Source organism: Micromonospora rifamycinica (assembly GCF_900090265.1).
GTDB lineage: Bacteria > Actinomycetota > Actinomycetes > Mycobacteriales > Micromonosporaceae > Micromonospora > Micromonospora rifamycinica.
Genome location: NZ_LT607752.1, coordinates 1774651 through 1801647, shown reverse-complemented (window position 1 = coordinate 1801647; position 26997 = coordinate 1774651). Strand labels below are relative to the sequence as shown.

The 26997-nt window shown below is 70.0% G+C and carries 2 protein-coding genes; both read left to right on the top strand.

Translation table 11 applies throughout. The features are described 5' to 3' along the window. Positions 1–10: 10 nt before the first annotated feature. Positions 11–16822 carry a type I polyketide synthase gene (locus tag GA0070623_RS30905; RefSeq protein ID WP_231932704.1) on the top strand — a complete coding sequence of 5604 codons (16812 nt, stop codon included), beginning with the start codon at positions 11–13 and terminating at the stop codon, positions 16820–16822. Further along, complete coding sequence (locus GA0070623_RS31365; RefSeq protein WP_407937991.1) at positions 16807–26997, top strand: type I polyketide synthase; 10191 nt, start codon at positions 16807–16809, stop codon at positions 26995–26997. The genes GA0070623_RS30905 and GA0070623_RS31365 overlap by 16 nt, the downstream gene beginning before the upstream one ends.

Sequence of the window (26997 nt, the reverse complement as noted above, 5' to 3'; positions counted from 1 at the left end):
GCCACGGGAGGTGGCACACGCCCTGGCCCGGCTCGCCGCCGACCACGTATCCCGGGAGCCACGCACGGCCGTCGTCGCCGACGGCCGCGACGACCTGGCCGCGACCCTGGACACGCTCGCCGCCGGCGGAGACACCCCCGCGCTGGTCCGCGGCGAGCCGGTGGACGACGACCGGGTGGTGTTCGTCTTCCCCGGCCAGGGTGCCCAGTGGGACGGCATGGCCACGGAGCTGCTGGACACGTCACCGGCCTTCGCCCGACGGGTCGACGAATGCGCGCAGGCGATCGAGCCGTTCGTCGACTGGCCCGTCGGCGACGTGCTGCGCGGCCACGCGCCGGCCGGGCTGCTCCGACGGACCGACGTCGTCCAACCCTCGCTCTACGCCGTCACCCTCGGCCTGGTCGAAGCCTGGCGGGCCGTCGGCGTCGAGGCGTCCGCCGTCATCGGGCACAGCATCGGCGAGGTGCCCGCCGCCGTCGTCGCCGGCGTGCTCGACCTCGACGACGGCGCCCGGGTCATGGCCCGCTGGAGCCAGGCCCAGCAGACCCTGGCCGGAGCGGGCGCGATGGTCTCCGTCCTGGCGCCGCCCGACACCGTCCGCCGGATGCTCGACCGCTGGGAAGGCCGCCTGGTCGTCGGCGTCGTCAACGGCCCCACCTCGGTCGTCGTCACCGGCGACGCCGACGCGGCAGACGAGTTCCGGCGGGTCTGCGACGAGCGGGGGATCCACGCCCGGACCGCGGCGGTCGCCCACGCCGCCCACTCGGCACACATCGACCGCATCGTTCCCCGGATGACGACCGACCTGGCCGGCATCCGCCCCCGGCCGGCCACGCTGCCCGTGTTCACCGCCGCGCGCGGCGGACCGCTCGGCGCGACGCCCGCCGACGCCGACTACTGGTGCCGCTGCCTCCGCGAGGTCTCCCGCTTCGACCTGGCCACCGAGGCGGCCCTGGCCGCCGGCTACCAGCTCGCCCTGGAGATCAGCCCGCACCCCGTCCTCACCGCCGCGATGGTGCAGACCGCGGAGCGCGCGGACCGCCCGTTGGCCGCCGTCGGCTCGCTGCGCCGTGGCCAGGGCGGGCTCCGCCGCCTGGCCACCTCCCTGGCCGAGCTGTGGGTGGCGGGAGGCCCGCTGACCCCGGCCACCGTCTACGGCGACACCGCCGTCACGTTGCCCGCCGACCTCGGCCGGCGGCTCTACGAGCGGCCGGCCGGGGACACCGTGCGGGGGCCCTCCACCCTGGCGGCCGAGCTGATCGGCCTGGACCGCGCCGAACAGCGGGACCGCCTGATCGACCTGATCCGCCACGAGTGCGCCGGGCTCGGGGTGGACACCTTCGCCGAGGACCGGACGTTCAGCCAGCTCGGCTTCGACTCCGTCACCGGCATGGCCGTCCGCGACCGGGTGGTGGCGGCGACCGGACTGCGCATTGCGGCCACCGCCATCTTCGACCACCCGAGCCCCCGCCGCCTCGCCGAGTTCCTGCACGCCGAACTCGTCCCCGGGTGGGAGGACACCCCGGCGGACGCGGCGTCCCCGGCACCGGCCGACGACGACCCCGTCGTCATCGTCGGCTGGGGCTGCCGCCTGCCCGGCGGGGTGACCGGTCCCGAGGAGCTGTGGCCGCTGCTCGTCGACGGCGCCGACCTGGTGTCCGAGTTCCCCACCGACCGGGGCTGGGACAGCGAGGCCGCCCACCAGGAACCGCCCACCGGGCCGGGCCGCTACTACCAGCGCGAGGCGGGCTTCCTCTACGACGCCGCCCTGTTCGACGCGGACTTCTTCGGCATCTCCCCGCGCGAGGCGCTGGCGATGGACCCGCAGCAGCGCCTGCTGCTCGAAACCACCTGGGAGACGATCGAACGGGCGGGCATCGACGCCACCACCCTGCGCGGCAGCCGGACCGGGGTGTTCGTCGGCGCGATGGGTATGGAGTACGGCCCCCGGCTCGACGAGGGCTCCGGACACGAGGGCTTCGCCTTCACCGGCAACACCATCAGCGTTGTCGCCGGCCGCGTCTCCTACACGTTCGGGTTCGAGGGTCCGGCGGTGACCGTCGACACGGCGTGCTCGTCGTCGCTGGTCGCCCTGCACCTGGCCGTGCAGGCGGTGCGCCGGGGCGAGTGCCCGCTGGCGGTGGCCGGCGGCGTGACCGTGATGCCCAGCCTCGGCATGTTCGTCGAGTTCAGCACGCACGGCAATCTCGCACCGGACGGGCGGTGCAAGTCGTTCGCCGCGGCCGCGGACGGGTTCGGCCTGTCGGAGGGCGCCGGTGTGCTGCTGGTGGAGCGGCTGTCGGACGCCCGGCGCAACGGTCACCAGGTGCTGGCCGTGGTACGGGGTTCGGCCGTCAACCAGGACGGCGCGTCGAACGGGCTGACCGCCCCGAACGGCCCGTCCCAGCAGCGGGTGATCCGTCAGGCGCTCGCCTCGGCGGGTCTGTCGGCGGCGGACGTGGACGTGGTGGAGGCACACGGGACCGGAACCCGGCTGGGCGACCCGATCGAGGCGCAGGCCCTCCTGGCGACGTACGGACAGGATCGTGACCGGCCGCTGCTGCTGGGTTCGATCAAGTCGAACATCGGTCACACGCAGGCGGCCGCGGGCGTCGCCGGGGTGATCAAGATGATCCTGGCGATGCGCCACGGCCTGGTGCCGCAGTCACTGCACGTCGACGCGCCGAGCCCACAGGTGGACTGGTCGGCCGGCGCGGTGGAGCTGGCGGCGCGCACCGGTGACTGGCCGCGGGTGGACCGTCCCCGTCGCGCCGGCGTCTCGTCCTTCGGCGTCAGCGGCACCAACGCCCACGTCGTCCTGGAGCAGGCACCGCAGGCCGTGCCGGAGCCGGCCGTCGAGGTCGAGGTCGACGGTCCGACGGTGTGGACGGTGTCGGCGCGGTCGGCCGACGCGTTGCGGGCGCAGGTCGGCCGGTTGGCGGCGTACGTCGAGCAGCGGCCGGAGGTGTCGGCGCAGGCCGTGGCGTCCGGGCTCGCCGCACGGGCGGTGCTGCCCTACCGGGCGGTCGGGGTCGGCGTCTCGCCCCCGCAACTGCTGGCGAGCCTGCGGGCCGCACCGCAGCCGGTCGCCACCGGCGAGGCGGCCGTGGGGTGGCTGTTCCCGGGCCAGGGTTCGCAGCGGGCGGGCATGGGGCTGGGGCTGGCGGCGCGCTTCCCGGTCTTCGCCCGGGAGTTCGCCCGGGTGTGCGACCTGCTCGACGGGCTGCTGCCGCGACCGTTGCGTGCGGTGGTCGCCGAGGGCGGCCCGTTGCTGGACCGGACCCGTTACGCCCAGCCGGGCCTGTTCGCGGTGCAGGTGGCGCAGGTGGCGTTGCTGCGCTCGTTCGGGGTGCGGCCACGGGCGCTGGTCGGGCACTCCGTCGGCGAGTACGCCGCGGCGGTCGCCGCCGGCATCCTCGACCTGGCGGACGCCTGCCGGATGGTGGCGGCGCGGGCGGCCCTGATGGACGCGCTGCCCGCCGGTGGGGCGATGCTCGCCGTGCAGGCCGGCGAGTCGGCGGTGGCCGGTCTGGGTTTGGACGTGGCGGCGGTCAACGGCCCGGACCAGGTGGTGCTCTCCGGCCCGGAAGCCGCGGTAGACGCCGCCGCGGACCGGTTGACGGCGGCCGGGGTACGGGTCCGCCGGCTCCGGGTGTCGCACGCGTTCCACTCGGCGGCGATGGAGCCGATGCTCGCCGAGTTCGCCCAGGTCGCGGCGTCGGTGGAGTACCGGCCCGCGCGGGTGCCGATGGTGTCGAGCGTGGAGGTCGGTGCGGAGCTGACCGTGCCGGAGTACTGGGTGCGTCAGATCCGGCACACGGTCCGGTTCGCCGACGCGATGGCCGCGGTGGGCACCGGGACCTGTGTCGAGGTGGGTCCGGACGCGACGTTGACGGCGATGCTGCCCGATCACCGGGTGGTGCCGGTGTCGCGCCGGGACGCCGACGAGGCGGTCACCTGGCTGACCGCCCTGGGTGCCCTGCACACCGCCGGGGTGCCGGTGGACTGGGCGCCGGTGTCGCCCACGGTGGCGGCACCCGACGACCTGCCGACGTACGCGTTCCAACGGCAACACTTCTGGCTGCCGCCGCGACCCGCCGCGGCGGCCGACCCGGACGGCGACGGGGGGTTCTGGGCGGCGCTGGAGCGCGGCGAGATACCCCTCGACGAGAAACTCGCCCCGCTGCTGCCCGCCTTCGCCGCCTGGCGGCACCAGCAGCGGGACGAGGCCGAACTGCGCCGCTGGTGCTACCGCGAGACGTGGACCAGCGTGCCCCGGCTCGACCGCACCCGACGTCCCGGCCGGTGGCTGGTGGTCGCCGACGACCGCGACCCCGACGGCTGGGGCGCCCTCGCCGCCACCGCGCTGACCGCGGCCGGCGCCGACGTCACCACCCTGACGGTGGATCCCGGGTCGCCGCCCGACCCGATCGGGGACGACTACGACGGGATTCTCTCGCTGTGCGACGTCGACGGAGGGGACGACCCGGAAGCCGCTGTGCCGGTCGGCCTCACCAGCGTGCTCGGGCTGCTCCAGGCCGTCCCGGAGACGGCACCCGGTCGCCTGTGGGTGGGCACCACCGGCGCCGCTGAGCACCCCGCCGCCGCGGCCACCTGGGGCTTCGGCCGGGTGGCAGCCCTCGAACACCCCACCCGGTGGGGTGGTCTCGTCGACCTACCCGCCGCAAGCCGGGCCGCCGCCGACCGCCTCGTCGACGTGCTGCTCTCCGACAGCGGCGAGGACCAGCTCGCCATCCGGACGGGCGGAGTCCTCGCCCGCCGGCTGGAGCGGCTGCCGCTGACCCGGCACGCCACCGACGACACGTCGTGGACACCGCACGGCACGGTACTGATCACCGGGGGAACCGGTGCGCTCGGAGCGGGCGTCGCCCGATGGGTGGCGCAACGCGGCGCGGACCACGTCGTCCTGCTCAGTCGGCGTGGCCCGGACGCGCCCGGTGCCGCCGGCCTGGTACGGGACCTGCGGGAGCACGGCTGCGACGTGACCGTCCTCGCCTGCGACGTCGCCGACCGGGACCAGGTCGCGGACGCGCTGCGGACCGTCGGCGCGGTCACCGCGGTCTTCCACACCGCGGGGATCCTCGACGACGGGGTGATCGCCTCGCTGTCGCCGTCCCGCTTCGCGACCGTCCTGGCCGCCAAGGCACACTCGGCACGCCTGCTCGACGAGCTGACCCGGGACCACCCGCTGACCGCGTTCGTGCTGTTCTCCTCGGTCGCCGGCACCATCGGCACCCCCGGGCAGGCCAACTACGCCGCTGCCAACGCGTACCTCGACGCCCTCGGCCGCTCGATGCGCAGGGCCGGACGCCCCGCGGTGGTGATCTCCTGGGGTCCGTGGGCAGGGGCGGGCATGGCCGACGGCGTCCGCGAACTCCGTCGTACCGGCTACACCGCGCTGCCACCCCAGCGGGCACTGGCCGCCCTGCGACACGTCCTCGACCGTGGCGACACCTCGGTGACGATCGCCGACATCGACTGGGAGAGGTTCCCGGCCGCCTTCACCGCCACCAGGCCCAGCCCGCTGCTGAGCAACCTCGCCGTCGCCGCGCCACCGGCACCGGACCGGCGGCCGATCGCCGAACTCGGCGAACTCGCCCCGGCGGCACGCCGGGCACGCCTCAGCGACCTCGTCCGCGAGCACACCGCGCTCGTGCTCGGCGAGCCCGACCCGAGGCGCATCGACATGGAGCGGGCCTTCAAGGACCTCGGCTTCACCTCGCTGAGCGCCGTCGAACTCCGCAACCAGTTGTCGACAGCCGTCGGCGAACCCCTCTCCGCGACCCTGGCGTTCGACTATCCGTCGCCTGTGGTGCTGGCTGGTCATCTGGATGAGGTGTTGTTCGGTGGTGTGGTTTCGGGTTCGGGTTCGGGTTCGGGTGTGGTGTCGGGGGTGGTGGAGGGGGATCCGGTGGTGATCGTGGGTATGGCGTGTCGTTTTCCGGGGGGTGTGTGGTCGCCGGAGGATTTGTGGGATCTGGTGGTGGGGGAGCGGGATGCGGTGGGTGGTTTTCCGGTGGATCGGGGTTGGGATGTGGGTGGGTTGTTTGATCCGGATCCGGATCGGGTGGGGACGAGTTATGCGTGTGAGGGTGGGTTTTTGTATGGGGCTGGGGATTTTGATGCGGGGTTTTTTGGTGTTTCTCCGCGTGAGGCGTTGGCGATGGATCCGCAGCAGCGGTTGTTGTTGGAGGTGTCGTGGGAGGTTTTGGAGCGGGCGGGTATCGATCCGCTGTCGCTGCGCGGTAGCCGTACCGGGGTGTTCGTCGGAAGTAACGGTCAGGATTACCGCCCGGCCGACGCGAACGTTCCCGCCGAGGTGGAAGGCCATCTGCTGACCGGCAACGCCGCCAGTGTGGTGTCGGGTCGGGTGTCGTACACGTTTGGTTTCGAGGGTCCGGCGGTGACGGTGGATACGGCGTGTTCGTCGTCGTTGGTGGCGTTGCATTTGGCGGTGCAGTCGTTGCGGTTGGGTGAGTGTGATCTGGCGTTGGCTGGTGGGGTGACGGTGATGGCGACGCCGGGGGTGTTTGTGGAGTTTTCGCGGCAGCGGGGGTTGGCGGTGGATGGGCGGTGTAAGTCGTTTGCGGCGGGGGCGGATGGGACGGGGTGGTCTGAGGGGGTGGGGGTGTTGTTGGTGGAGCGGTTGTCGGTGGCGCGGGAGCGTGGGCATCGGGTGTTGGCGGTGGTGCGGGGTTCGGCGGTGAATCAGGATGGTGCGTCGAATGGGTTGACGGCGCCGAATGGTCCGTCGCAGCAGCGGGTGATTCGGCAGGCGTTGGTGTCGGCGGGGTTGTCTGGGGTGGATGTGGATGTGGTGGAGGGGCATGGGACGGGGACGCGGTTGGGGGATCCGATTGAGGCGCAGGCGGTGTTGGCGGCGTACGGGCAGGGTCGGGTGTGGCCGCTGCTGTTGGGGTCGGTGAAGTCGAATATTGGTCACACGCAGGCGGCGGCGGGTGTGGCTGGTGTGATCAAGATGGTGTTGGCGATGCGGCATGGTGTGGTGCCGCGGTCGTTGCATATCGATGAGCCGAGTCGGGAGGTGGATTGGTCGGCGGGTTTGGTGGAGTTGGCGGTGGAGCGGACGGTGTGGCCTGGGGTGGGTCGGCCGCGTCGGGCCGGGGTGTCGTCGTTCGGGGTGAGTGGGACGAACGCGCACGTGATCCTGGAACAGGCACCGGATCCGGAGTGGTTGCTGGTGCCGTCGAATCCGGATTCCGTTTCTGGTTCGGATTCTGCTTTGGGCTCGCATTCGGTTTCTGTTTCTTCCCCTTCTTTCTCTGCTGCTGGTTCTGGTTCTGTTGTGGCATTGTCGGATTCGGATTCGGGTGTGCTTTGTGGGGATGTTGTTGTACCTGCGGGTACTGATGTCGCCCGCACTGCGGATGCGGATCGTCCGGTGGTGTGGTTGGTGTCGGGGCGTTCATGGGAGGGGTTGGTGGGGCAGGTTGAGCGGTTGGAGAGTTTTGCTTTGGGTGGTTCGGGTGGTTCGGGTGGTTTGGGTGTGTCGGTGGGTTCGGTGGCGGTGGGTTTGTGGGGGCGGGCGTTGTTGCCGTTTCGGGCGGTGGGTGTGGGTGGTTCGGTGGAGGAGTTGTTGGGTGGTTTGCGGGGTTCGTTGAGTTCGGGTTCGTCGGGTGTTTCGGGTTCGGGTTCGTCGGGTGTTTCGGGTTCGGGTTTGTCTGGTGTTTCTGGTTCTGGTTCTGGTTTGGTTTCGTCGGGTGGTTCTGGTTTGGGTGTGGTGTTTGTGTTTCCGGGTCAGGGGTGGCAGTGGGAGGGGATGGCGTGTCGGTTGTTGGTGGAGTCGGTGGTGTTTGCGGGGGCGATGGGGGAGTGTGATCGGGTTTTGTTGCCGTGGGTGGGTTGTTCGGTGGTGGGGGTGTTGTTGTCGGGTGGGGTGGTGGGTGGTGATGTGCGGGTGGTGCAGCCGTTGATGTGGGCGGTGATGGTGTCGTTGGCGCGGGTGTGGGGGTCGTTGGGGGTTGTTCCGGTGGGGGTGGTGGGTCATTCGCAGGGTGAGGTGGCGGCGGCGGTGGTGGCGGGGGTGTTGTCGTTGGAGGAGGGTGCGCGGGTGGTGGCGGTGCGGGCGGGTGTGGTGGGGGAGTTTTTGTCGGGTGGTGGTGGGGGGATGTTGTCGGTGTGGTTGTCGGTGGAGGAGGTGCGGTTGCGGTTGGTGGGTGTGGTGGGGGTGTCGGTGGCGGCGGTGAATGGTCCGGGGTTGTGTGTGGTGTCGGGGGATCGTGGGGTGTTGGGGTCGGTGGATTGGGGTGGGGCGCGGGTGCGGTGGGTGGATGTGGATTATGCGTCGCATTCGGTGGGGGTGGATGTGGTGGAGGGGGTGTTGCGGGAGCGTTTGGGTGTGGTGGGTTTTCGGTCGGGTGTGGTGCCGTGGTATTCGACGGTGACGGGTGGGTTGGTGGATGGTGGGGGTTTGGATGCGGGGTATTGGTTTGAGAATTTGCGGGGTGTGGTGTGTTTTGAGGATGCGGTGCGGGCGGCGGTGGGTGATGGGGTGCGGGGGTTTGTGGAGGTGTCGGGTCATCCGGTGTTGTTGGCGGGGGTGGCGGATGTGGTGTCGGGGGGTGTGGTGACGGGGACGTTGCGGCGCGGTGAAGGTGGTTTGGGGGATGTGTTGCGGGCGGCGGGGGTGTTGCATGTGGCGGGGGTGGGGGTGGATTGGGGTTCGGTGATGCCGGTGGGGGTGCCGCCGGTTGAGTTGCCGACGTATGCGTTTCAGCGGGAGCGTTTTTGGTTGGAGGGTAGTACCGGAATCAGCGGCAGTGGTGGTGGTGGGGTGGTGCGGTTGGGTGATGGTGGTGTGGTGGTGTCGGGGAGGGTTTCGGTGGGGGTGGGTTCGTGGTGGGGGGATCACATGGTGGGTGGGGTGGTGTTGGTGCCGGGGGCGCAGTTTGTGGAGTGGGTGGTGGGTGCGGGTGATGTGGTGGGGTTGTCGGTGGTGCGGGAGTTGATGGTGCAGGTGCCGTTGGTGTTGGAGGGGTCGGGGTTTGTTGAGGTGCAGACGGTGGTGGGTGGGGATGGCCGGGTGGCGGTGTATTCCCGGAATGGAAATGGTAGTGGTGGCGGTGGTGGGAACGGGAGTGGGGATTGGGTGTGTCATGCGACGGGTTTGTTGGCTGCTGCCGCCGAGGTGAAGGTGTCGGATGGGGTGTCGGCATTGCCGGTGGAGTTTGGTTCGGTGTGGCCGCCGGTGGGTGCGGTTCCGGTGTCGGTTGAGGGTTTTTATGAGGGGTTGGCGGCGCGGGGTTATGAGTATGGTCCGGTGTTCCGGGGTGTGCGGGCGGTGTGGGTGGGTGGGGGTGAGGTTTTCGCTGAGGTGGGGTTGCCGGTGTCGGGGCATGAGGGTGTCGGGCGGTTGGTGATTCATCCGGCGTTGTTGGATGCGGCTTTGCACGCGGCGGTGGTGGTGGGTGGGGGTGTTGGTGACAGTGGACCGGTGGTGTTGCCGTTTGCGTGGCAGGACGTGGTGGTGCATGCGACCGGTGCGACCGAGGCGCGGGTACGGATGCGAGTCGATGGAGACCGGCTGTCGGTGACGTTGACCGATACCGACGGCGGACCGGTAGCCACGGTGGGTTCGTTGGTGTTGCGGCCGCTACCGGACCAGCTACCGGCCAGGACGGTGCGAGACCTCTACACCATCGACTGGATCGACACCGGTCAGGTCCGCCACGGTGGCCAACTCAGCCAGGTCAGCCAGGCCGGGGAGGCGAACCAGGTCGGCCATGCCGGCCAGGGCAGCCAGTTCGGTGCGGTCGACCTCGGTGGGGTGGAAGCTGAGTTGCCGGTGTGGGACTGTGCGGGTGCCGACCTGGCTGATGTTCTGGTCGGGGTGCAGGAGCGGTTGGCTGCCGACGAGCGGCGGTGGCTGGTTCTGGTCCCTGGTGGTCAGGCGGTTCCGGATGCGGCGGCGGTGTGGGGGTTGTTGGCGTCGGCGCAGACCGAGCACCCGGACCGGTTCGTACTGGTCGACACCGTAGACCCGGCGGTGGCGCGGGCGGCGGTGGCGGTGTGCGACGAGCCGCAGCTACAGGTGGATGACGACGGCCGTGTTCGGGTGCCCCGGTTGGTGCGGACCGCGCCGGCCAAGGGCGATGTCGGGGTTGATTTTGGTGCCGGTCCGGTGTTGATCACCGGTGGCACCGGCACGTTGGGTGGTCTCCTTGCCCGGCATCTGGTGCGCGGGTACGGGGTGGACGACGTGGTGTTGGTGTCGCGGCGTGGTCCGGATGCGCCGGGTGCCGAGGATTTGTTGCGGGATCTGCCGGGGGTGCGGGTGGTGGCGTGTGATGTGGCTGACCGGGTGGCGTTGGCGGCGTTGCTCGACGAGGTTCGACCTGGTGTGGTGATCCACGCGGCGGGGGTGCTCGACGATGCCACGATCGCCAATCTCACGCCGGAGCGGTTGGAGGCGGTCTTTGCCGCCAAGGCCCGCAGCGCGTACCTGTTGCACGAGTTGACCCGCGACCGGCAGCTCGACGCGTTGGTGTTCTTCTCCTCGGCCGCCGGTGTGTTCGGCTCGGCGGGTCAGGCCAACTACGCGGCGGCGAACGCCTACCTCGACGCCCTGGCCCGACAACGGCGGGCACAGGGACTACCCGGTCAGTCACTCGCCTGGGGCCTCTGGGACAGCGAAAGCGCGATGACCGGCTCGGCCGATCGCGAGCGCCTGGAGCGGTCCCGGGTGCTGCCGATCGGTGACGAACTCGGGCTGCGGCTGTTCGACGCCGCACTCCGGGTGGACGCTCCCGTGGTGATGCCGGCGCGCTTGCGCCTGACCGGCTCCACAGCGGTGCCCCCGCTGTTGTCACAGCTGGTCAAGGTGGTGCGTCCTATGGCCGCGACTGGCGAGGGGGACGCCACCTGGGCTCGCCGTCTCGCCGTCCTGGACATGGAGCACCGCCGTGCCGACATCCTGCGGCTGGTGTGCGGACAGGCGGCTGCGGTTCTCGGCTTCCGAGACGAGGGACGGATCGAGCCCCGCTCGGCCTTCCGGGACATGGGCTTCGATTCGCTGACCGCGGTAGACCTGCGCAATCGTGTGGCTGCGCAGTTGGACGTACGGCTGCCAGCCACGCTGGTCTTCGATTATCCGTCGCCTGTGGCGCTGGCCGCCCACCTCGACGAGCTGATGTTCGGTTCACCGCAGCCCTCGGAGGTGCCCGCGACGGCGACCGCGACGCAGGAGGACCCGATCGTCGTCGTTGCGATGGCGTGCCGGTTCCCCGGCGGTGTGTCCTCACCCGAGGATCTGTGGCAGCTGCTCACGGATGGCGCCGACGTGATCGGTGATCTGCCCACCGACCGGGGCTGGGACCTGGCCTCGCTCTACGACCCGACCGGAGAGAAGCCGGGGACCGCCTACACCCGACACGGTGGCTTCCTGTACGACGCTGCGGATTTCGATGCTGATCTGTTCGGGATTTCGCCGCGTGAGGCGTTGGCGATGGATCCGCAGCAGCGGTTGTTGTTGGAGGTGTCGTGGGAGGTGTTGGAGCGGGCGGGTTTGGATCCGTTGTCGTTGCGGGGGAGTCGGACGGGTGTGTTCGCGGGGTTGATGTATCACGATTACGGGTCGCGGGTGCGGTCGGTTCCGGTGGAGTTGGAGGGTTATTTCACGAACGGTAATGCGGGGAGTGTGGCGTCGGGTCGGGTGTCGTACACGTTTGGTTTCGAGGGTCCGGCGGTGACGGTGGATACGGCGTGTTCGTCGTCGTTGGTGGCGTTGCATCTGGCTGCCCAGTCGCTGCGGGCCGGGGAATGCGACATGGCACTCGCCGGCGGGGTATCGATCATGGCGACGCCGAGTGTCCTTGTGGAGTTCTCCCGGCAGCGTGGGTTGGCCGCCGACGGTCGGTGCAAGTCCTTCGCGGCCGCGGCCGACGGCGCGGGTTTCTCCGAGGGTGTCGGCCTGCTGCTGCTGGAACGGCTGTCGGATGCCCGGCGTCGTGGGCATCACATCCTGGCGGTGGTGCGGGGTTCGGCGGTGAATCAGGATGGTGCGTCGAATGGGTTGACGGCGCCGAATGGTCCGTCGCAGCAGCGGGTGATTCGGCAGGCGTTGGTGTCGGCGGGGTTGTCTGGGGTGGATGTGGATGTGGTGGAGGGGCATGGGACGGGGACGCGGTTGGGGGATCCGATTGAGGCGCAGGCGGTGTTGGCGGTGTATGGGCAGGGTCGGGTGCGGCCGTTGTTGTTGGGGTCGGTGAAGTCGAATATCGGTCATGCGCAGGCGGCGGCGGGTGTGGCTGGTGTGATCAAGATGGTGTTGGCGATGCGGCATGGTGTGGTGCCGCGGTCGTTGCATATCGATGAGCCGAGTCGGGAGGTGGATTGGTCGGCGGGTTTGGTGGAGTTGGCGGTGGAGCGGAGTGTGTGGCCTGGGGTGGGTCGGCCGCGCCGGGCGGGGGTGTCGTCGTTCGGGGTGAGTGGGACGAACGCGCACGTGATCCTGGAACAGGCACCGGATCCGGAGTGGGTTGCGGTGTCGTCGGGCTCGGATTCTGTTTCTGGCTCGGATGCTGCTGAGGGTGTGGTCTCCGGCTCTGTTTCGAGTTCGCATTCGGGTTCGGTTTTGGGTTCTTCTCGTTCTTCTTCTGTGGCTGGTTCTGGTTCGGTTGTGGTGTTGTCGGATTCAGGTTCGGGTTCGGATTTTGGTTCGGTTGTGGTTTCTGGGGATGTCGTGGTGTCGGTTGGCACTGATGTTGCCGGCGATGGCAATGGCAATGCCGATGATGCTAATGGGGTTGGTGGTCCGGTGGTGTGGTTGGTGTCGGGGCGTTCTCGGGAGGCTTTGCGGGGGCAGGTTGAGCGGTTGGAGGGTTTTGTTTTGGGTGGTTCGGGTGTGTCGGTGGGTTCGGTGGCGGTGGGTTTGTGGGGGCGGGCGTTGTTGCCGTTTCGGGCGGTGGGTGTGGGTGGTTCGGTGGAGGAGTTGTTGGGTGGTTTGCGGGGTTCGTTGAGTTCGGGTTCGTCGGGTGTTTCGGGTTCGGGTTCTGGTTCGGGTTTGTCTGGTGTTTCTGGTTCTGGTTCGGGTTTGGTTTCGTCGGGTGTTTCTGGTTCTGGTTCTGGTTTGGGTGTGGTGTTTGTGTTTCCGGGTCAGGGGTGGCAGTGGGAGGGGATGGCGTGTCGGTTGTTGGTGGAGTCGGTGGTGTTTGCGGGGGCGATGGGGGAGTGTGATCGGGTTTTGTTGCCGTGGGTGGGTTGTTCGGTGGTGGGGGTGTTGTTGTCGGGTGGGGTGGTGGGTGGTGATGTGCGGGTGGTGCAGCCGTTGATGTGGGCGGTGATGGTGTCGTTGGCGCGGGTGTGGGGGTCGTTGGGGGTTGTTCCGGTGGGGGTGGTGGGTCATTCGCAGGGTGAGGTGGCGGCGGCGGTGGTGGCGGGGGTGTTGTCGTTGGAGGAGGGTGCGCGGGTGGTGGCGGTGCGGGCGGGTGTGGTGGGGGAGTTTTTGTCGGGTGGTGGTGGGGGGATGTTGTCGGTGTGGTTGTCGGTGGAGGAGGTGCGGTTGCGGTTGGTGGGTGTGGTGGGGGTGTCGGTGGCGGCGGTGAATGGTCCGGGGTTGTGTGTGGTGTCGGGGGATCGTGGGGTGTTGGGGTCGGTGGATTGGGGTGGGGCGCGGGTGCGGTGGGTGGATGTGGATTATGCGTCGCATTCGGTGGGGGTGGATGTGGTGGAGGGGGTGTTGCGGGAGCGTTTGGGTGTGGTGGGTTTTCGGTCGGGTGTGGTGCCGTGGTATTCGACGGTGACGGGTGGGTTGGTGGATGGTGGGGGTTTGGATGCGGGGTATTGGTTTGAGAATTTGCGGGGTGTGGTGTGTTTTGAGGATGCGGTGCGGGCGGCGGTGGGTGATGGGGTGCGGGGGTTTGTGGAGGTGTCGGGTCATCCGGTGTTGTTGGCGGGGGTGGCGGATGTGGTGTCGGGGGGTGTGGTGACGGGGACGTTGCGGCGCGGTGAAGGTGGCATGAAAGATGTGCTACGGGCGGCGGGGGTGCTGCATGTGGCGGGAGTAGCGGTGAAGTGGGATTCGGTGATGCCCGTAGGGGTGTCACCAGCCGAGATACCGACGTATGCGTTTCAGCGGGAGCGTTTCTGGTTGGACGGCAACATCGGAAACAACGGCAGTGGTAGTGGTGGTGGTGGGGTGGTGCGGTTGGGTGATGGTGGTGTGGTGGTGTCGGTGGGGGTTTCGGTGGGGGTGGGTTCGTGGTGGGGGGATCATGTGGTGGGTGGGGTGGTGTTGGTGCCGGGGGCGCAGTTTGTGGAGTGGGTGGTGGGTGCGGGTGATGTGGTGGGGTTGTCGGTGGTGCGGGAGTTGATGGTGCAGGTGCCGTTGGTGTTGGAGGGGTTGGGGTTTGTTGAGGTGCAGACGGTGGTGGGTGGGGATGGTCGGGTGGCGGTGTATTCCCGGAATGGAAATGGTAGTGGTGGCGGTGATGGGAGTGGGAGGGGGAGTGGGGATTGGGTGTGTCATGCGACCGGTTTGTTGGCTGCTGCCGCCGAGGTGAAGGTGTCCGGTGCTGGTGCTGGTGCTGGTGGTGTGGTGGGAGGGGATGAGGTGTGGCCGCCGGTGGGGGCGGTTCCGGTTGCCGTTGATGGTTTTTATGAGCGGTTGGCGGGTGTGGGTCTGGAGTACGGGCCCGTGTTCCAGGGGTTGCGGGCGGCGTGGCGGGTTGACGGGGAGTTGGTCGCCGAGGTGGCTCTGGACGATGTGGGTCGTGCGGAGGTGGATCGTTTCAGGGTGCATCCGGCGTTGTTGGATGCCGCGTTGCATGTGGCGGGGTTGTACGAGCCCAGTGGTCCGGCGGAGCCGCTGTTGCCGTTCGCGTGGCAGGACGTGGTGGTGCATGCGACGGGTGCGACAGAGGCGCGGGTGTGGATGCGGGTCGTCGGCGACACGCTGTCGGTGAGTCTGACCGATCGGGACGGAGCACCGGTGGTCACGGTCGGTTCGTTGGTGTTGCGAGCGCTACCGGACCAGCTGCCCGTCAAGGCGGTCCGGGATCTTTACACGGTCGACTGGATCGACGCCGGCCGGATCAGCCAGGACAGCCAGGCCGGTGAGGCCAGCCAATACGGTGCGGTGAGCCGGGCCAGCCAGGCCGCCCAGATCAACCACTCCGGTCAGACCAGCCAGACCAGCCAGTCCGGTGGGGTCGGCCTCGATGGGGTGGAGGCCGCGTTGCCGGTGTGGGACTGCGCGGGTGTCGATCTGGCTGATGCGCTGGTCGGCGTTCAGGAGCGGTTGGCTGCCGATGACCGGCGGTGGCTGGTGCTGGTCCCTGATGGTCAGACAAGCCCGGATGCGGCGGCGGTGTGGGGGTTGTTGGCGTCGGCGCAGACGGAGCACCCGGATCGGTTGGTGCTGGTCGACACGGCGGACCCGACGGTGGCGCGGGCGGCAGTGGCGGTGTGTGGGGAGCCGCAGCTACGGGTCGACGACGAGGGCTGCATCCAGGTGCCCAGGTTGGTGCGTGCCACGCCGGGCGAAGACGGGCAACAGCCGGACTTCAGCGCCGGGCCGGTGCTGATCACCGGTGGCACCGGCACGTTGGGTGGTCTCCTTGCCCGGCATCTGGTGCACGAGTACGGCGCGAACGACCTGGTGGTGGTGTCCCGCCGAGGTCCGGACGCGCCGGGTGCCGCCGGGTTGGCCCGGGACCTGCCGCAGGCGCGGGTGGTGGCGTGTGACGTGGCGGATCGGGAGGCGTTGGCGGCGTTGCTCGACGAGGTTCGACCGCGTGTGGTGGTACATGCAGCGGGGGTGCTCGACGACGCGACGGTGGGCAACCTGACGGCAGCTCAGTTGGAGTCGGTGTTCCGGGCCAAGGCCGTCGCCGCGCGGCACCTGCATGAGTTGACCGACGGGTCGTGTGCGTTGGTGTTCTTCTCGTCGGCGTCGGGGGTGTTCGGTGCGGCGGGTCAGGCCAACTATGCGGCGGCGAACGCGTACCTCGACGCCCTGGCCCGCCAGCGGCAGGCGCAGGGACTACCCACGCAGTCACTCGCCTGGGGTCTCTGGGAAACCGGCAGCACCATGACCGCGGCACTCGACACCACCAGGGCGTACCAGGGTGTCCTGCCGATGTCCGACCGGCATGCCCTGGCACTGTTCGACGCTGCCCTGCGTACCGGCCGGCCCGCCCTCGTGACGGCCACTCTCGATCTGCGCCCACGGGCCGACGCGTCACCGCTGCTCCGGGCACTGTTGCCGGTCGACCGGCGGACGGCGGCCGGCGACACGCCGGACCGGGCCGCCGCGATGCGGGCGCGACTGGCCGGACGGGATGCCGAGGGCCAGCTGTCCGGCCTGCTCGATCTGGTCCGCGGGCAGACCGCCCAGGTGCTGGGGCACTCCTCGCTGTCGACCATCGGCGCCGGTCGGCCGTTCAAGGATCTGGGCTTCGACTCGCTGACCGCCGTCGAGCTGCGTAACCGTCTCAGGACGGTGACCGACCTGAGCCTGCCGGCGACCCTGGTGTTCGATCATCCGACGCCGGCCGCCCTGGCCGAGTACCTGCGGGCGGAGCTGTTCGGCACCGCCGTCCGGCCGTCGCTCGTGGACCAGCTCGCCCAGCTCGAGAACGCCATGGCCGCGGCGGTCGGCGGCAGCGACGAAGAGCTCGACGCGGAACTGCGCGACGACATCACCGTACGGCTGAGGGCACTGACCGCGATGTGGGGCGACCTGCGACGACGGGACGACGGCACGGACATCGGCGGGCGACTGGACGACGCCAGCGACGACGAGATCTTCCAGTTCATCGACAGCAAATTCGGCGACTCCTGACGGCCCTGGCCCGTCCTCGCAGAGATTCGGGAAACCACATGTCGAACGAAGCGAAGCTCCGAGAGTATCTGCGGCGGGTCACGGCCGAGCTGCAGAGCACCGACGAACGCCTGCAACGGCTCCAGGCGAGGGCGACCGAACCGATCGCCATCATCGGTGTCGCCTGCCGGTTTCCGGGCGGGGTCAGCTCACCGGAAGACCTGTGGCGTCTCCTGGTGGAGGGGCGCGACGTCGTCTCGACATTCCCGACCGACCGGGGATGGGACGTGTCCGCCCTCTACGACCCGTCGGGCGAGCGACCGGGAACCATTCACGCCAGGGAGGGCGGATTCCTCTACGACGCCGCGGACTTCGACGCCGAGTTCTTCGGGATCTCACCGCGCGAGGCGCTGGCCATGGATCCGCAGCAGCGGCTGCTGCTGGAGACGTCCTGGGAGGCGATCGAGCGGGCCGGTATCGACCCGCACGCGATGCGGGGCAGCCGCACCGGCGTCTTCGCCGGCCTGATGTACCACGACTACGCCGCCCGGCTGCCCGAGATGCCGGCGAACGTCGAGGGATACCTGGGCCACGGCAACGCGGGCAGCGTCGCATCCGGCCGGGTCGCGTACGCGCTGGGCCTGGAGGGGCCGGCGGTGACCGTCGACACCGCCTGCTCGTCCTCACTGGTGGCCCTGCACCTCGCGGCGCAGGCCCTGCGGTCCGGGGAATGCTCGCTCGCGCTGGCCGGCGGCGTCACCGTGATGTCCACACCCGACGTGTTCGTCGAGTTCTCGCGGCAGCGGGGCCTGGCCAGGGACGGCCGGTGCAAGCCGTTCGCCGCCGCGTCGGACGGTGCCGGGTTCTCCGAGGGTGTCGGGCTGGTCCTCGTCGAACGGCTCTCCGACGCGGTACGCAACGGTCGGGAGATCCTCGGCCTGGTCCGTGGCTCTGCGGTCAACCAGGACGGCGCGTCGAACGGACTGACCGCCCCGAACGGTCCGGCGCAGCAGCGCGTCATCCGGGACGCCCTGGTGGCGGCCCGGCTCGGCACCGGCGACGTCGACGCGGTCGAGGCGCACGGCACCGGCACCAACCTCGGCGACCCGATCGAGGCGCAGGCGCTGATCGCCACGTACGGCCAGAACCGGCCGGCCGACCAGCCGTGCTGGCTCGGCTCGGTCAAGTCGAACCTCGCGCACACCCAGGCCGCCGCCGGCATCGCCGGCGTCATCAAGATGGTGCTCGCGATGCGGTACGGGACGCTGCCGCAGTCCCTGCACATCGACGAGCCGACGCCGCACGTCGACTGGAACGCGGGATCGGTGGCCCTGCTCCGGGAGGCGGTGCCGTGGCCGGAGACCGGCCGTCCGCGCCGGGCGGCGGTGTCGTCGTTCGGCATCAGCGGCACCAACGCCCACGTGGTGCTCGAACAGGCACCGGCGGCCGCCGAGCCCGAGCCGGGTCCGGGAGTGGACGGACCACTGCCGTGGGTGCTCTCCGCGCGCGGCGGACCGGCGCTGCGGGCGCAGGCCGGGCGGCTGCTCGACCTGCTGCGCGACCGGCCCGACGCCGATCTCACCGACCTGGCCTACTCGCTGGTCACCACGCGGGCCGCCCTGGAGCGCCGGGCCGTCGTCTGCGGGCGTTCCCGGACCGATCTCGTACGCGGCCTGGAATCCCTGCTCCGGCAGGAGCCCGCGCCGCAGGTCGTCACCGGCGAGGCCGAGGGGGAACGCCGGGTCGTCCTCGTCTTCCCCGGGCAGGGCGCCCAGTGGGCGGGCATGGGTGCCGAACTCCTCCGTTCCTCGCCGGTCTTCGCCCGCGCCGTCGCCGACTGCGAGACCGCGCTGACGCCGTACGTCGACTGGTCCCTGCGTGACGTGCTCACCGGCGAGCCCGGCGCCCCCGGCTACGACCGCATCGACGTCGTGCAGCCGGCGCTGTTCGCGGTCATGGTGGGGCTCGCCGCCCTGTGGCGCTCGCACGGGGTACGGCCGGCGGCCGTGGTCGGTTCGAGCCAGGGCGAGGTGGCGGCGGCGTACGTCGCCGGCGCGATCAGCCTGGAGGACGCCGCCCGGATCATCGCCGAGCGCAGCAAGCTGTTCGCCGAGGCGCTGGTGGGCAACGGTGCGGTCGCCTCCGTCGCGGCCACCGCCGAGCAGGTGGCCGCGACGCTCGCCGACTGGCCGGGCACGCTGGCCATCGCCGGTGTCAACGGGCCACGGTCCACCACCGTCGCCGGGGACGTGGCGACCCTGACGGCGTTCGTCGCCGACCGCGAGGCCGCCGGCTGGCAGGCGCGGATGGTGCCGGCCACCGTCGCGTCGCACTGCGAGCAGGTCGACCCCCTGCACGACCGGCTCGTCGGACTGCTCGACGGAGTCTCGTCCCGCACCGGTGAGGTGCCGTTCTACTCCACCGTGACCGGCGGTCCGCTGGACACCGCCGAACTCGGCCCGGAGTACTGGTTCCGCAACGCCCGGCGACCGGTCGACCTGATCGGCGCGGTACGGTCGCTACTCGCCGACGGGTACGACGCGTTCATCGAGGTCAGCGGGCATCCGGTCCTGTCCACCCCGGTGCAGGAGACCGCCGAGGAGGCCGGCGCGCAGATCCGGACGGTGCACTCGCTGCGGCGCGACTCCGGCGGCGCGGACCGTTTCCTGCTGTCGCTGGCCGAGGCGTACGCCTGCGGGGTGCCCGTGGCCCTGGAGACCCTGTTCGAGGGGGCGGGAGCACGGCGGAGCGCGCTGCCGACGTACCCCTTCCAGCGGGAGCGCTTCTGGCTGGACGCCGACCCGGCCGCGCCGACGGAGGACGCCGGCCGACCGGACGGGGAGTTCTGGTCCGCGGTCGAGGCCGGCGACGTCGACCGGCTGGCGACCGACCTCGGCGTCGACGCCGACCAGCAGCGTACGCTCGCCGGGCTGCTGCCCGCGCTCAGCTCGTGGCGACGGCGGCAGCGTGAGCGCGCCGGTGTCGGCCAGTGGATGTACGACGTGGCCTGGGTGCCGAGGCCGGTGCCGTCCGGGCGGCTCGGTGGCCGGTGGCTGCTGGTCACGCCGGACGACGACCGGCAGGGCTGGGTACCGGTGGTGTCCGCCGCCCTCGCCCGCTCCGGTGCCGAGGTGGTGACGCTCGCCTCGACCACCGATCCGCTCGGGGAGGGGCACTTCGACGGGGCGCTCTCCCTGCTCGGCCTGGACGAGTCACCCCATCCCACCGCCGACGTGGTGCCCCACGGGCTCGCGTCGACCCTGGACCTGCTGCGGACCCTGCGCGCCGCGCCGACACCCGTACCACTGTGGACCCTCACCTGCGGCGCCGTGGCCGTCGGCGACACCGAACACGTCACCCGGCCCGCCCAGGCGATGCTGTGGGGCCTGGGCCGGGTCGCCGCCCTGGAGACGCCCCACTCCTGGGGCGGCCTGATCGACCTGCCCGACGCGCCGGACGTGAACGCCGCCAGCCGCCTGACCGACGTCCTCGCCGGCGGCACCGCCGACGACGACCAGATCGCCATCCGGGCCGGCGGGGTCCTCGCCCGCCGCCTCGTCCGCAGCCCCGTCACCGGTGCCGCGTCGTGGCGACCGGACGGCACCGTGCTGGTCACCGGTGGCCTCGGCGGCGTCGGCGCCAACGTGGCCCGATGGCTGGCGAAGGAGGGCGCCCGCCACCTGGTGCTGACCGGGCGGCGCGGCGCGGCGACCCCCGGCGCCGCCGAACTGCAGGCCGAGCTGACCGCGCTCGGCGCGACGGCCACCGTGGTCGCCTGCGACGTCGCCGACCGGGACCAGGTCGCCCGGATGCTCGCCGACCTCGACCCGGACGTTCCCCTGACGGCGGTCTTCCACGCCGCCGGGGTCGGCGACACCGGATCCCTCGCCGAGACCGACCCGACCACCCTCGGACACCTGCTCGCGGCGAAGGTCGACGGCGCGCGGCACCTCGACGAACTGACCCGCGACCGGCCGCTGACCGCGTTCGTGCTGTTCTCCTCCGGCGCCGGCGTCTGGGGCGGCAGCAACCAGGGCGGATACGCCGCCGCGAACGCCTACCTCGACGCCATCGCCTCCTGGCGGCGCGGCAACGGCCGCACCGCCACCGCGATCGCCTGGGGCACGTGGGACGGCCCCGGCATGGCCGACGGCGCCGCCCGCGAGCAGCTCACCGACTGGGGCCTGCGGACCATGCCGGTCGAACGGGCGACGGCAGCGCTCGGCGCGGTGCTCGGCGCGGACCGGACCACCACGACCGTGGCCGACGTCGACTGGGAGCGGTTCGTCGGCACGTTCGCGGTGGCCCGGCGAACCTCGCTGTTCGACGACATCGCCGAGGGCGGCACGAGCGCCCCGGGACAGCCCGACACCGCAGCCACCCGGACGGTCGAGGAGCTCCGGGGCCTCGACCCGGCCCAGCGGCGGGAGGCGCTGCTCGACCTGGTGCTCGGCCACACGGCGACGGTGCTCGGGCACGAGTCGGCGGACCGGTTGGACGTCCGACGTGCCTTCAAGGAGCAGGGTTTCGACTCGCTCACCGCGGTCGAACTGCGCAACCGGATGTGCAAGGCCACCGGTCTCACCCTGCCGACCACCGTGGTCTTCGACCATCCCACCCCGGCCGGGATGGCCGATCACCTGCAGGCCCGGCTCTTCGGCACCGACCTCCCGGTGCCGGTTGGTGACGGGCAGAGCATCGCCGCCGACGACGACCCGATCGTCATCGTCGGGATGACCTGCCGGTTCCCCGGCGGCATCTCTTCCGCCGAGGAGCTGTGGCAGGTGTTGATGGAGGAGGGTGACGTCATCTCGCCGTTCCCCACCGACCGGGGCTGGGACCTCGACGCCCTCTACCATCCGGACCCGGAACACCCCGGTACCACCTACCTGCGTGAGGGAGGTTTCCTCGACGGGGCGGCCGACTTCGACGCCGACTTCTTCGGGATCTCCCCGCGGGAGGCCCTGGCCATGGACCCGCAGCAGCGACTCCTCCTGGAAACCTGCTGGGAGCTGCTCGAACACGCCTGCATCGACCCCCATACGATGCGCGGTACCCCCACCGGCGTCTTCGTCGGCAACAACGGGCAGGACTACACGATCGGCCTGCGGAGCATCCCCGAGGAGGTCGAAGGCCATCTGCTGATCGGCAACGCGGCCAGTGTCGTCTCGGGCCGGGTCGCCTACACGTTCGGGTTCGAGGGGCCTGCGGTGACCGTCGACACGGCGTGCTCGTCGTCGTTGGTCGCCATGCACCTGGCCGTACAGGCGCTGCGTGCGGGCGACTGCCGGATGGCCGTCACCGGCGGCGTCACCGCGATGTTCAGCCCGCGCGCCTTCGTGGAGTTCTCCCGGCAGCGTGGGCTGGCCGCCGACGGTCGGTGCAAGTCCTTCGCGGCCACGGCGGACGGCACCGGCTGGTCCGAAGGTGTCGGCCTGGTGCTGCTGGAGCGGCTGTCCGACGCCCGCCGGGCGGGGCATCGGGTGCTGGCGGTGGTGCGCGGCAGTGCTCTGAACCAGGACGGTGCGTCCAACGGCCTCGCCGCGCCGAGCGGGCCGGCACAGCAGAAGGTGATCCGGGACGCGTTGCGATCGGCCGGCCTGTCCCCCGCGGACGTGGACGTGGTGGAGGCACACGGGACGGGGACGCGGTTGGGCGATCCGATCGAGGCGCATGCGGTGCTGGCGACGTACGGCCAGGATCGGGAACGGCCGCTGCTGTTGGGGTCGGTGAAGTCGAATCTGGGGCACACGCAGGCCGCAGGCGGGATCGCTGGTGTGATCAAGATGGTCCTGGCGATGCGGCATGGTGTGGTTCCCCGCTCGTTGCATATCGATGAGCCGAGTCCACAGGTGGATTGGTCGGCCGGTGCGGTGGAGTTGGCGGTGGAGCGGACGGAGTGGCCTGGGGTGGGTCGGCCGCGTCGCGCAGGGGTGTCGTCGTTCGGGGTGAGTGGGACGAACGCGCACGTGATCGTGGAGCAGGGGCCGGATCTGGAGTGGTTGTCGGTGTCATCGGGTTCTGATTCTGTTTCTGTTTCTGGCTCGGATGCTGCTGAGGGTGTGGTTTCGGGGTTGGTATCGCGTTCCACTGTGGGCTCGGATTCGGATTCGGTTCTGGTTTCTTCTCGTTCTTCTTTGGTGGCTGGCTCTGGTTCTGACCTGGTGTCTTCTGGCTCTGGTTCGGTTGTGGTTTCTGGGGATGTCGTGGTGTCGGTTGGCACTGATGTTGCCGGCGATGGCGATGGCAATGCCGATGATGCTAATGGGGTTGGTGGTCCGGTGGTGTGGTTGGTGTCGGGGCGTTCTCGGGAGGCTTTGCGGGGGCAGGTTGAGCGGTTGGAGAGTTTTGCTTTGGGTGGTTCGGGTGGTTCGGGTGGTTCGGGTGTGTCGGTGGGTTCGGTGGCGGTGGGTTTGTGGGGGCGGGCGTTGTTGCCGTTTCGGGCGGTGGGTGTGGGTGGTTCGGTGGAGGAGTTGTTGGGTGGTTTGCGGGGTTCGTTGAGTTCGGGTTCGTCTGGTGTTTCTGGTTCTGGTTTGGGTGTGGTGTTTGTGTTTCCGGGTCAGGGGTGGCAGTGGGAGGGGATGGCGTGTCGGTTGTTGGTGGAGTCGGTGGTGTTTGCGGGGGCGATGGGGGAGTGTGATCGGGTTTTGTTGCCGTGGGTGGGTTGTTCGGTGGTGGGGGTGTTGTTGTCGGGTGGGGTGGTGGGTGGTGATGTGCGGGTGGTGCAGCCGTTGATGTGGGCGGTGATGGTGTCGTTGGCGCGGGTGTGGGGGTCGTTGGGGGTTGTTCCGGTGGGGGTGGTGGGTCATTCGCAGGGTGAGGTGGCGGCGGCGGTGGTGGCGGGGGTGTTGTCGTTGGAGGAGGGTGCGCGGGTGGTGGCGGTGCGGGCGGGTGTGGTGGGGGAGTTTTTGTCGGGTGGTGGTGGGGGGATGTTGTCGGTGTGGTTGTCGGTGGAGGAGGTGCGGTTGCGGTTGGTGGGTGTGGTGGGGGTGTCGGTGGCGGCGGTGAATGGTCCGGGGTTGTGTGTGGTGTCGGGGGATCGTGGGGTGTTGGGGTCGGTGGATTGGGGTGGGGCGCGGGTGCGGTGGGTGGATGTGGATTATGCGTCGCATTCGGTGGGGGTGGATGTGGTGGAGGGGGTGTTGCGGGAGCGTTTGGGTGTGGTGGGTTTTCGGTCGGGTGTGGTGCCGTGGTATTCGACGGTGACGGGTGGGTTGGTGGATGGTGGGGGTTTGGATGCGGGGTATTGGTTTGAGAATTTGCGGGGTGTGGTGTGTTTTGAGGATGCGGTGCGGGCGGCGGTGGGTGATGGGGTGCGGGGGTTTGTGGAGGTGTCGGGTCATCCGGTGTTGTTGGCGGGGGTGGCGGATGTGGTGTCGGGGGGTGTGGTGACGGGGACGCTACGTCGCGGTGAAGGTGGCATGAAAGATGTGCTACGGGCGGCAGGGGTGCTGCATGTGGCGGGAGTAGCGGTGAAGTGGGATTCGGTGATGCCCGTAGGGGTGTCACCAGCCGAGATACCGACGTATGCGTTTCAGCGGGAGCGTTTCTGGCTGGACGGCAACATCGGAAACAACGGCAGTGGTAGTGGTGGTGGTGGGGTGGTGCGGTTGGGTGATGGTGGTGTGGTGGTGTCGGTGGGGGTTTCGGTGGGGGTGGGTTCGTGGTGGGGGGATCATGTGGTGAACGGGGTGGTGTTGGTGCCGGGGGCGCAGTTTGTGGAGTGGGTGGTGGGTGCGGGTGATGTGGTGGGGTTGTCGGTGGTGCGGGAGTTGATGGTGCAGGTGCCGTTGGTGTTGGAGGGGTTGGGGTTTGTTGAGGTGCAGACGGTGGTGGGTGGAGATGGCCGGGTAGCTGTGTACTCCCGCGGTGACGGTGACGGTGATGATTCGTGGGTGTGTCACGCGACCGGTTTGCTGGCTGAACATGCCGACGTGAATATGTCAGGTGTTGTGGAGGTGTCGGGGGGCAGTTCCGCTGTGGCCCCGGTGCTGCCGGGGGCGGGTGCGGTGTGGCCGCCGGTGGGCGCGATTCCGGTTTCTGTCGATGGTTTTTATGAGGGCTTGGCGGCCCGGGGCTATGAATATGGTCCGGTGTTCCGGGGTGTGCGAGCGGTGTGGGTGGACGGTGGTGAGGTCTTCGCTGAGGTGGGGTTGCCGGTATCGGAGCATGAGGGTGTCGGGCGGTTGGTGATCCATCCGGCGCTGTTGGACGCGGCGTTGCACCCGGCGGTGGTCGTAGGCGGGGGGGCTGGTGACGGCGGACCGGTGGTGTTGCCGTTTGCGTGGCAGGACGTGGTGGTGCATGCCACAGGTGCGACAGCGGCACGGGTGCGGATGCGAGTCGATGGAGACCGCCTGTCGGTGACGCTGACCGATACCGACGGCGGACCGGTAGCGACAGTGGGGTCATTGGTACTGCGGCCACTACCGGACCGGCCACCCGCCAAGACACCGCGAAACCTCTACACCATCGATTGGATCGACACCGGCCAGCTCAACCACACCGACCAGCCCGGCCAAGCCGATGAGGTCAGCCACGCCGGTCAGCCCGGGCGAGCCGACCAGGTCGGTGAGGTCAGCCAGTTCGGTGGGGTGGAGGCCGACTTGCCGGTGTGGGACTGCGCGGGTGTCGTTCTGGCGGACGTCTTGGCTGGGGTGCAGGAGCGGTTGGCTGCCGATGACCGGCGGTGGTTGGTTCTGGTGCCGGGTGGTCAGGCGGTTCCGGATGCGGCGGCGGTGTGGGGTTTGTTGGCGTCGGCGCAGACGGAGCACCCAGGCCGGCTGGTGCTGGTCGATACGGCAGACCCGGCGGTGGCGCGGGCGGCGGTGGCGGTGTGTGACGAGCCGCAGCTTCGGGTCGACGACGACGGCCGCATCCGGGTGCCGAGGTTGGTACGTGCCGCGCGGGCCGAGAGTGCTGCCTGGGTTGATTTCGGCGCGGGTCCGGTGCTGGTCACCGGTGGTACTGGCACGTTGGGTGGTCTCCTGGCCCGGCATCTGGTGCGGGAGTACGGGGTGGACGACCTGGTGCTGGTCTCACGGCGTGGTCCGGATGCGCCGGGTGCCGAGGATTTGTTGCGGGATCTGCCGGGGGTGCGGGTGGTGGCGTGTGATGTGGCTGACCGGGTGGCGTTGGCGGCGTTGCTCGACGAGGTTCGACCTGGTGTGGTGATCCACGCGGCGGGGGTGCTCGACGACGCCACGATCGCCAATCTCACGCCGGAGCGGTTGGAGGCGGTCTTCGCCGCCAAGGCCCGCAGCGCGTACCTGTTGCACGAGTTGACCCGCGACCGGCAGCTCGACGCGTTCATCCTCTTCTCCTCCGCGTCAGGGGTGTTCGGGTCGGCGGGTCAGGCCAACTACGCGGCGGCGAACGCCTACCTCGACGCCCTGGCCCGACAACGGCGGGCACAGGGACTACCCGCGCAGTCACTCGCCTGGGGCCACTGGTCGCAGGACAGCGAACTCACCGGGCGGCTGAACAGCGCTGACCGCCACCGACTGGTTCGCCACGGCGTCGTGCCGATGAGTGACGAGGAAGGTCTGGCCCTGTTCGACGCGGCCCTCCGGTCGGGCGCTCCCCTCCTCGTACCGGTCAAGCTGGAGCTGACCGGGTACGCCGGGCAGACGGTGCCGCCGCTGCTGTCCGGCCTGCTGACCGGGAGCCGCCGGACCCTCGCCGTCGCGGGAGGGCCGTCGGGCGACCTGGCCGGGCAACTCGCCGGCCTGGAACCGGGGACGCAGTACGAACGTGTCCTCGACACCGTGCGGTCGCTGGCCGGCCGGGTGCTCGGCCACGGCCCGACATCGGTCATCGGACCGGACCAGGCGTTCAGGGATCTGGGCTTCGACTCGCTGCTCGCCGTCGAGCTGCGCAACCGGCTGAACGCCGAGACCGGCCTGCGGCTGCCCGCCACGCTCGTTTTCGACCATCCCACCCCGGCCGCCGTCGCCGCCCACCTGTGCAGGGAACTCGGGCTCGCAACGGATGCGGAGACACCCGAGGAGGCGGAGGAACGCGAGTTCCGGCAGAAGCTGGCCGGTATCCCGCTGGCCCGGCTCCGGAGTTCGGGAGTGCTCGACCTGGTGCTGCGGCTGGCCGGTGCCGAGGAGACGGCCGAACCCGGCGAGTCCATCGACGATCTGGACGCCGAGAGTCTGCTGCGGCTTGCCGCACAGCAGACGTCGTCCTGA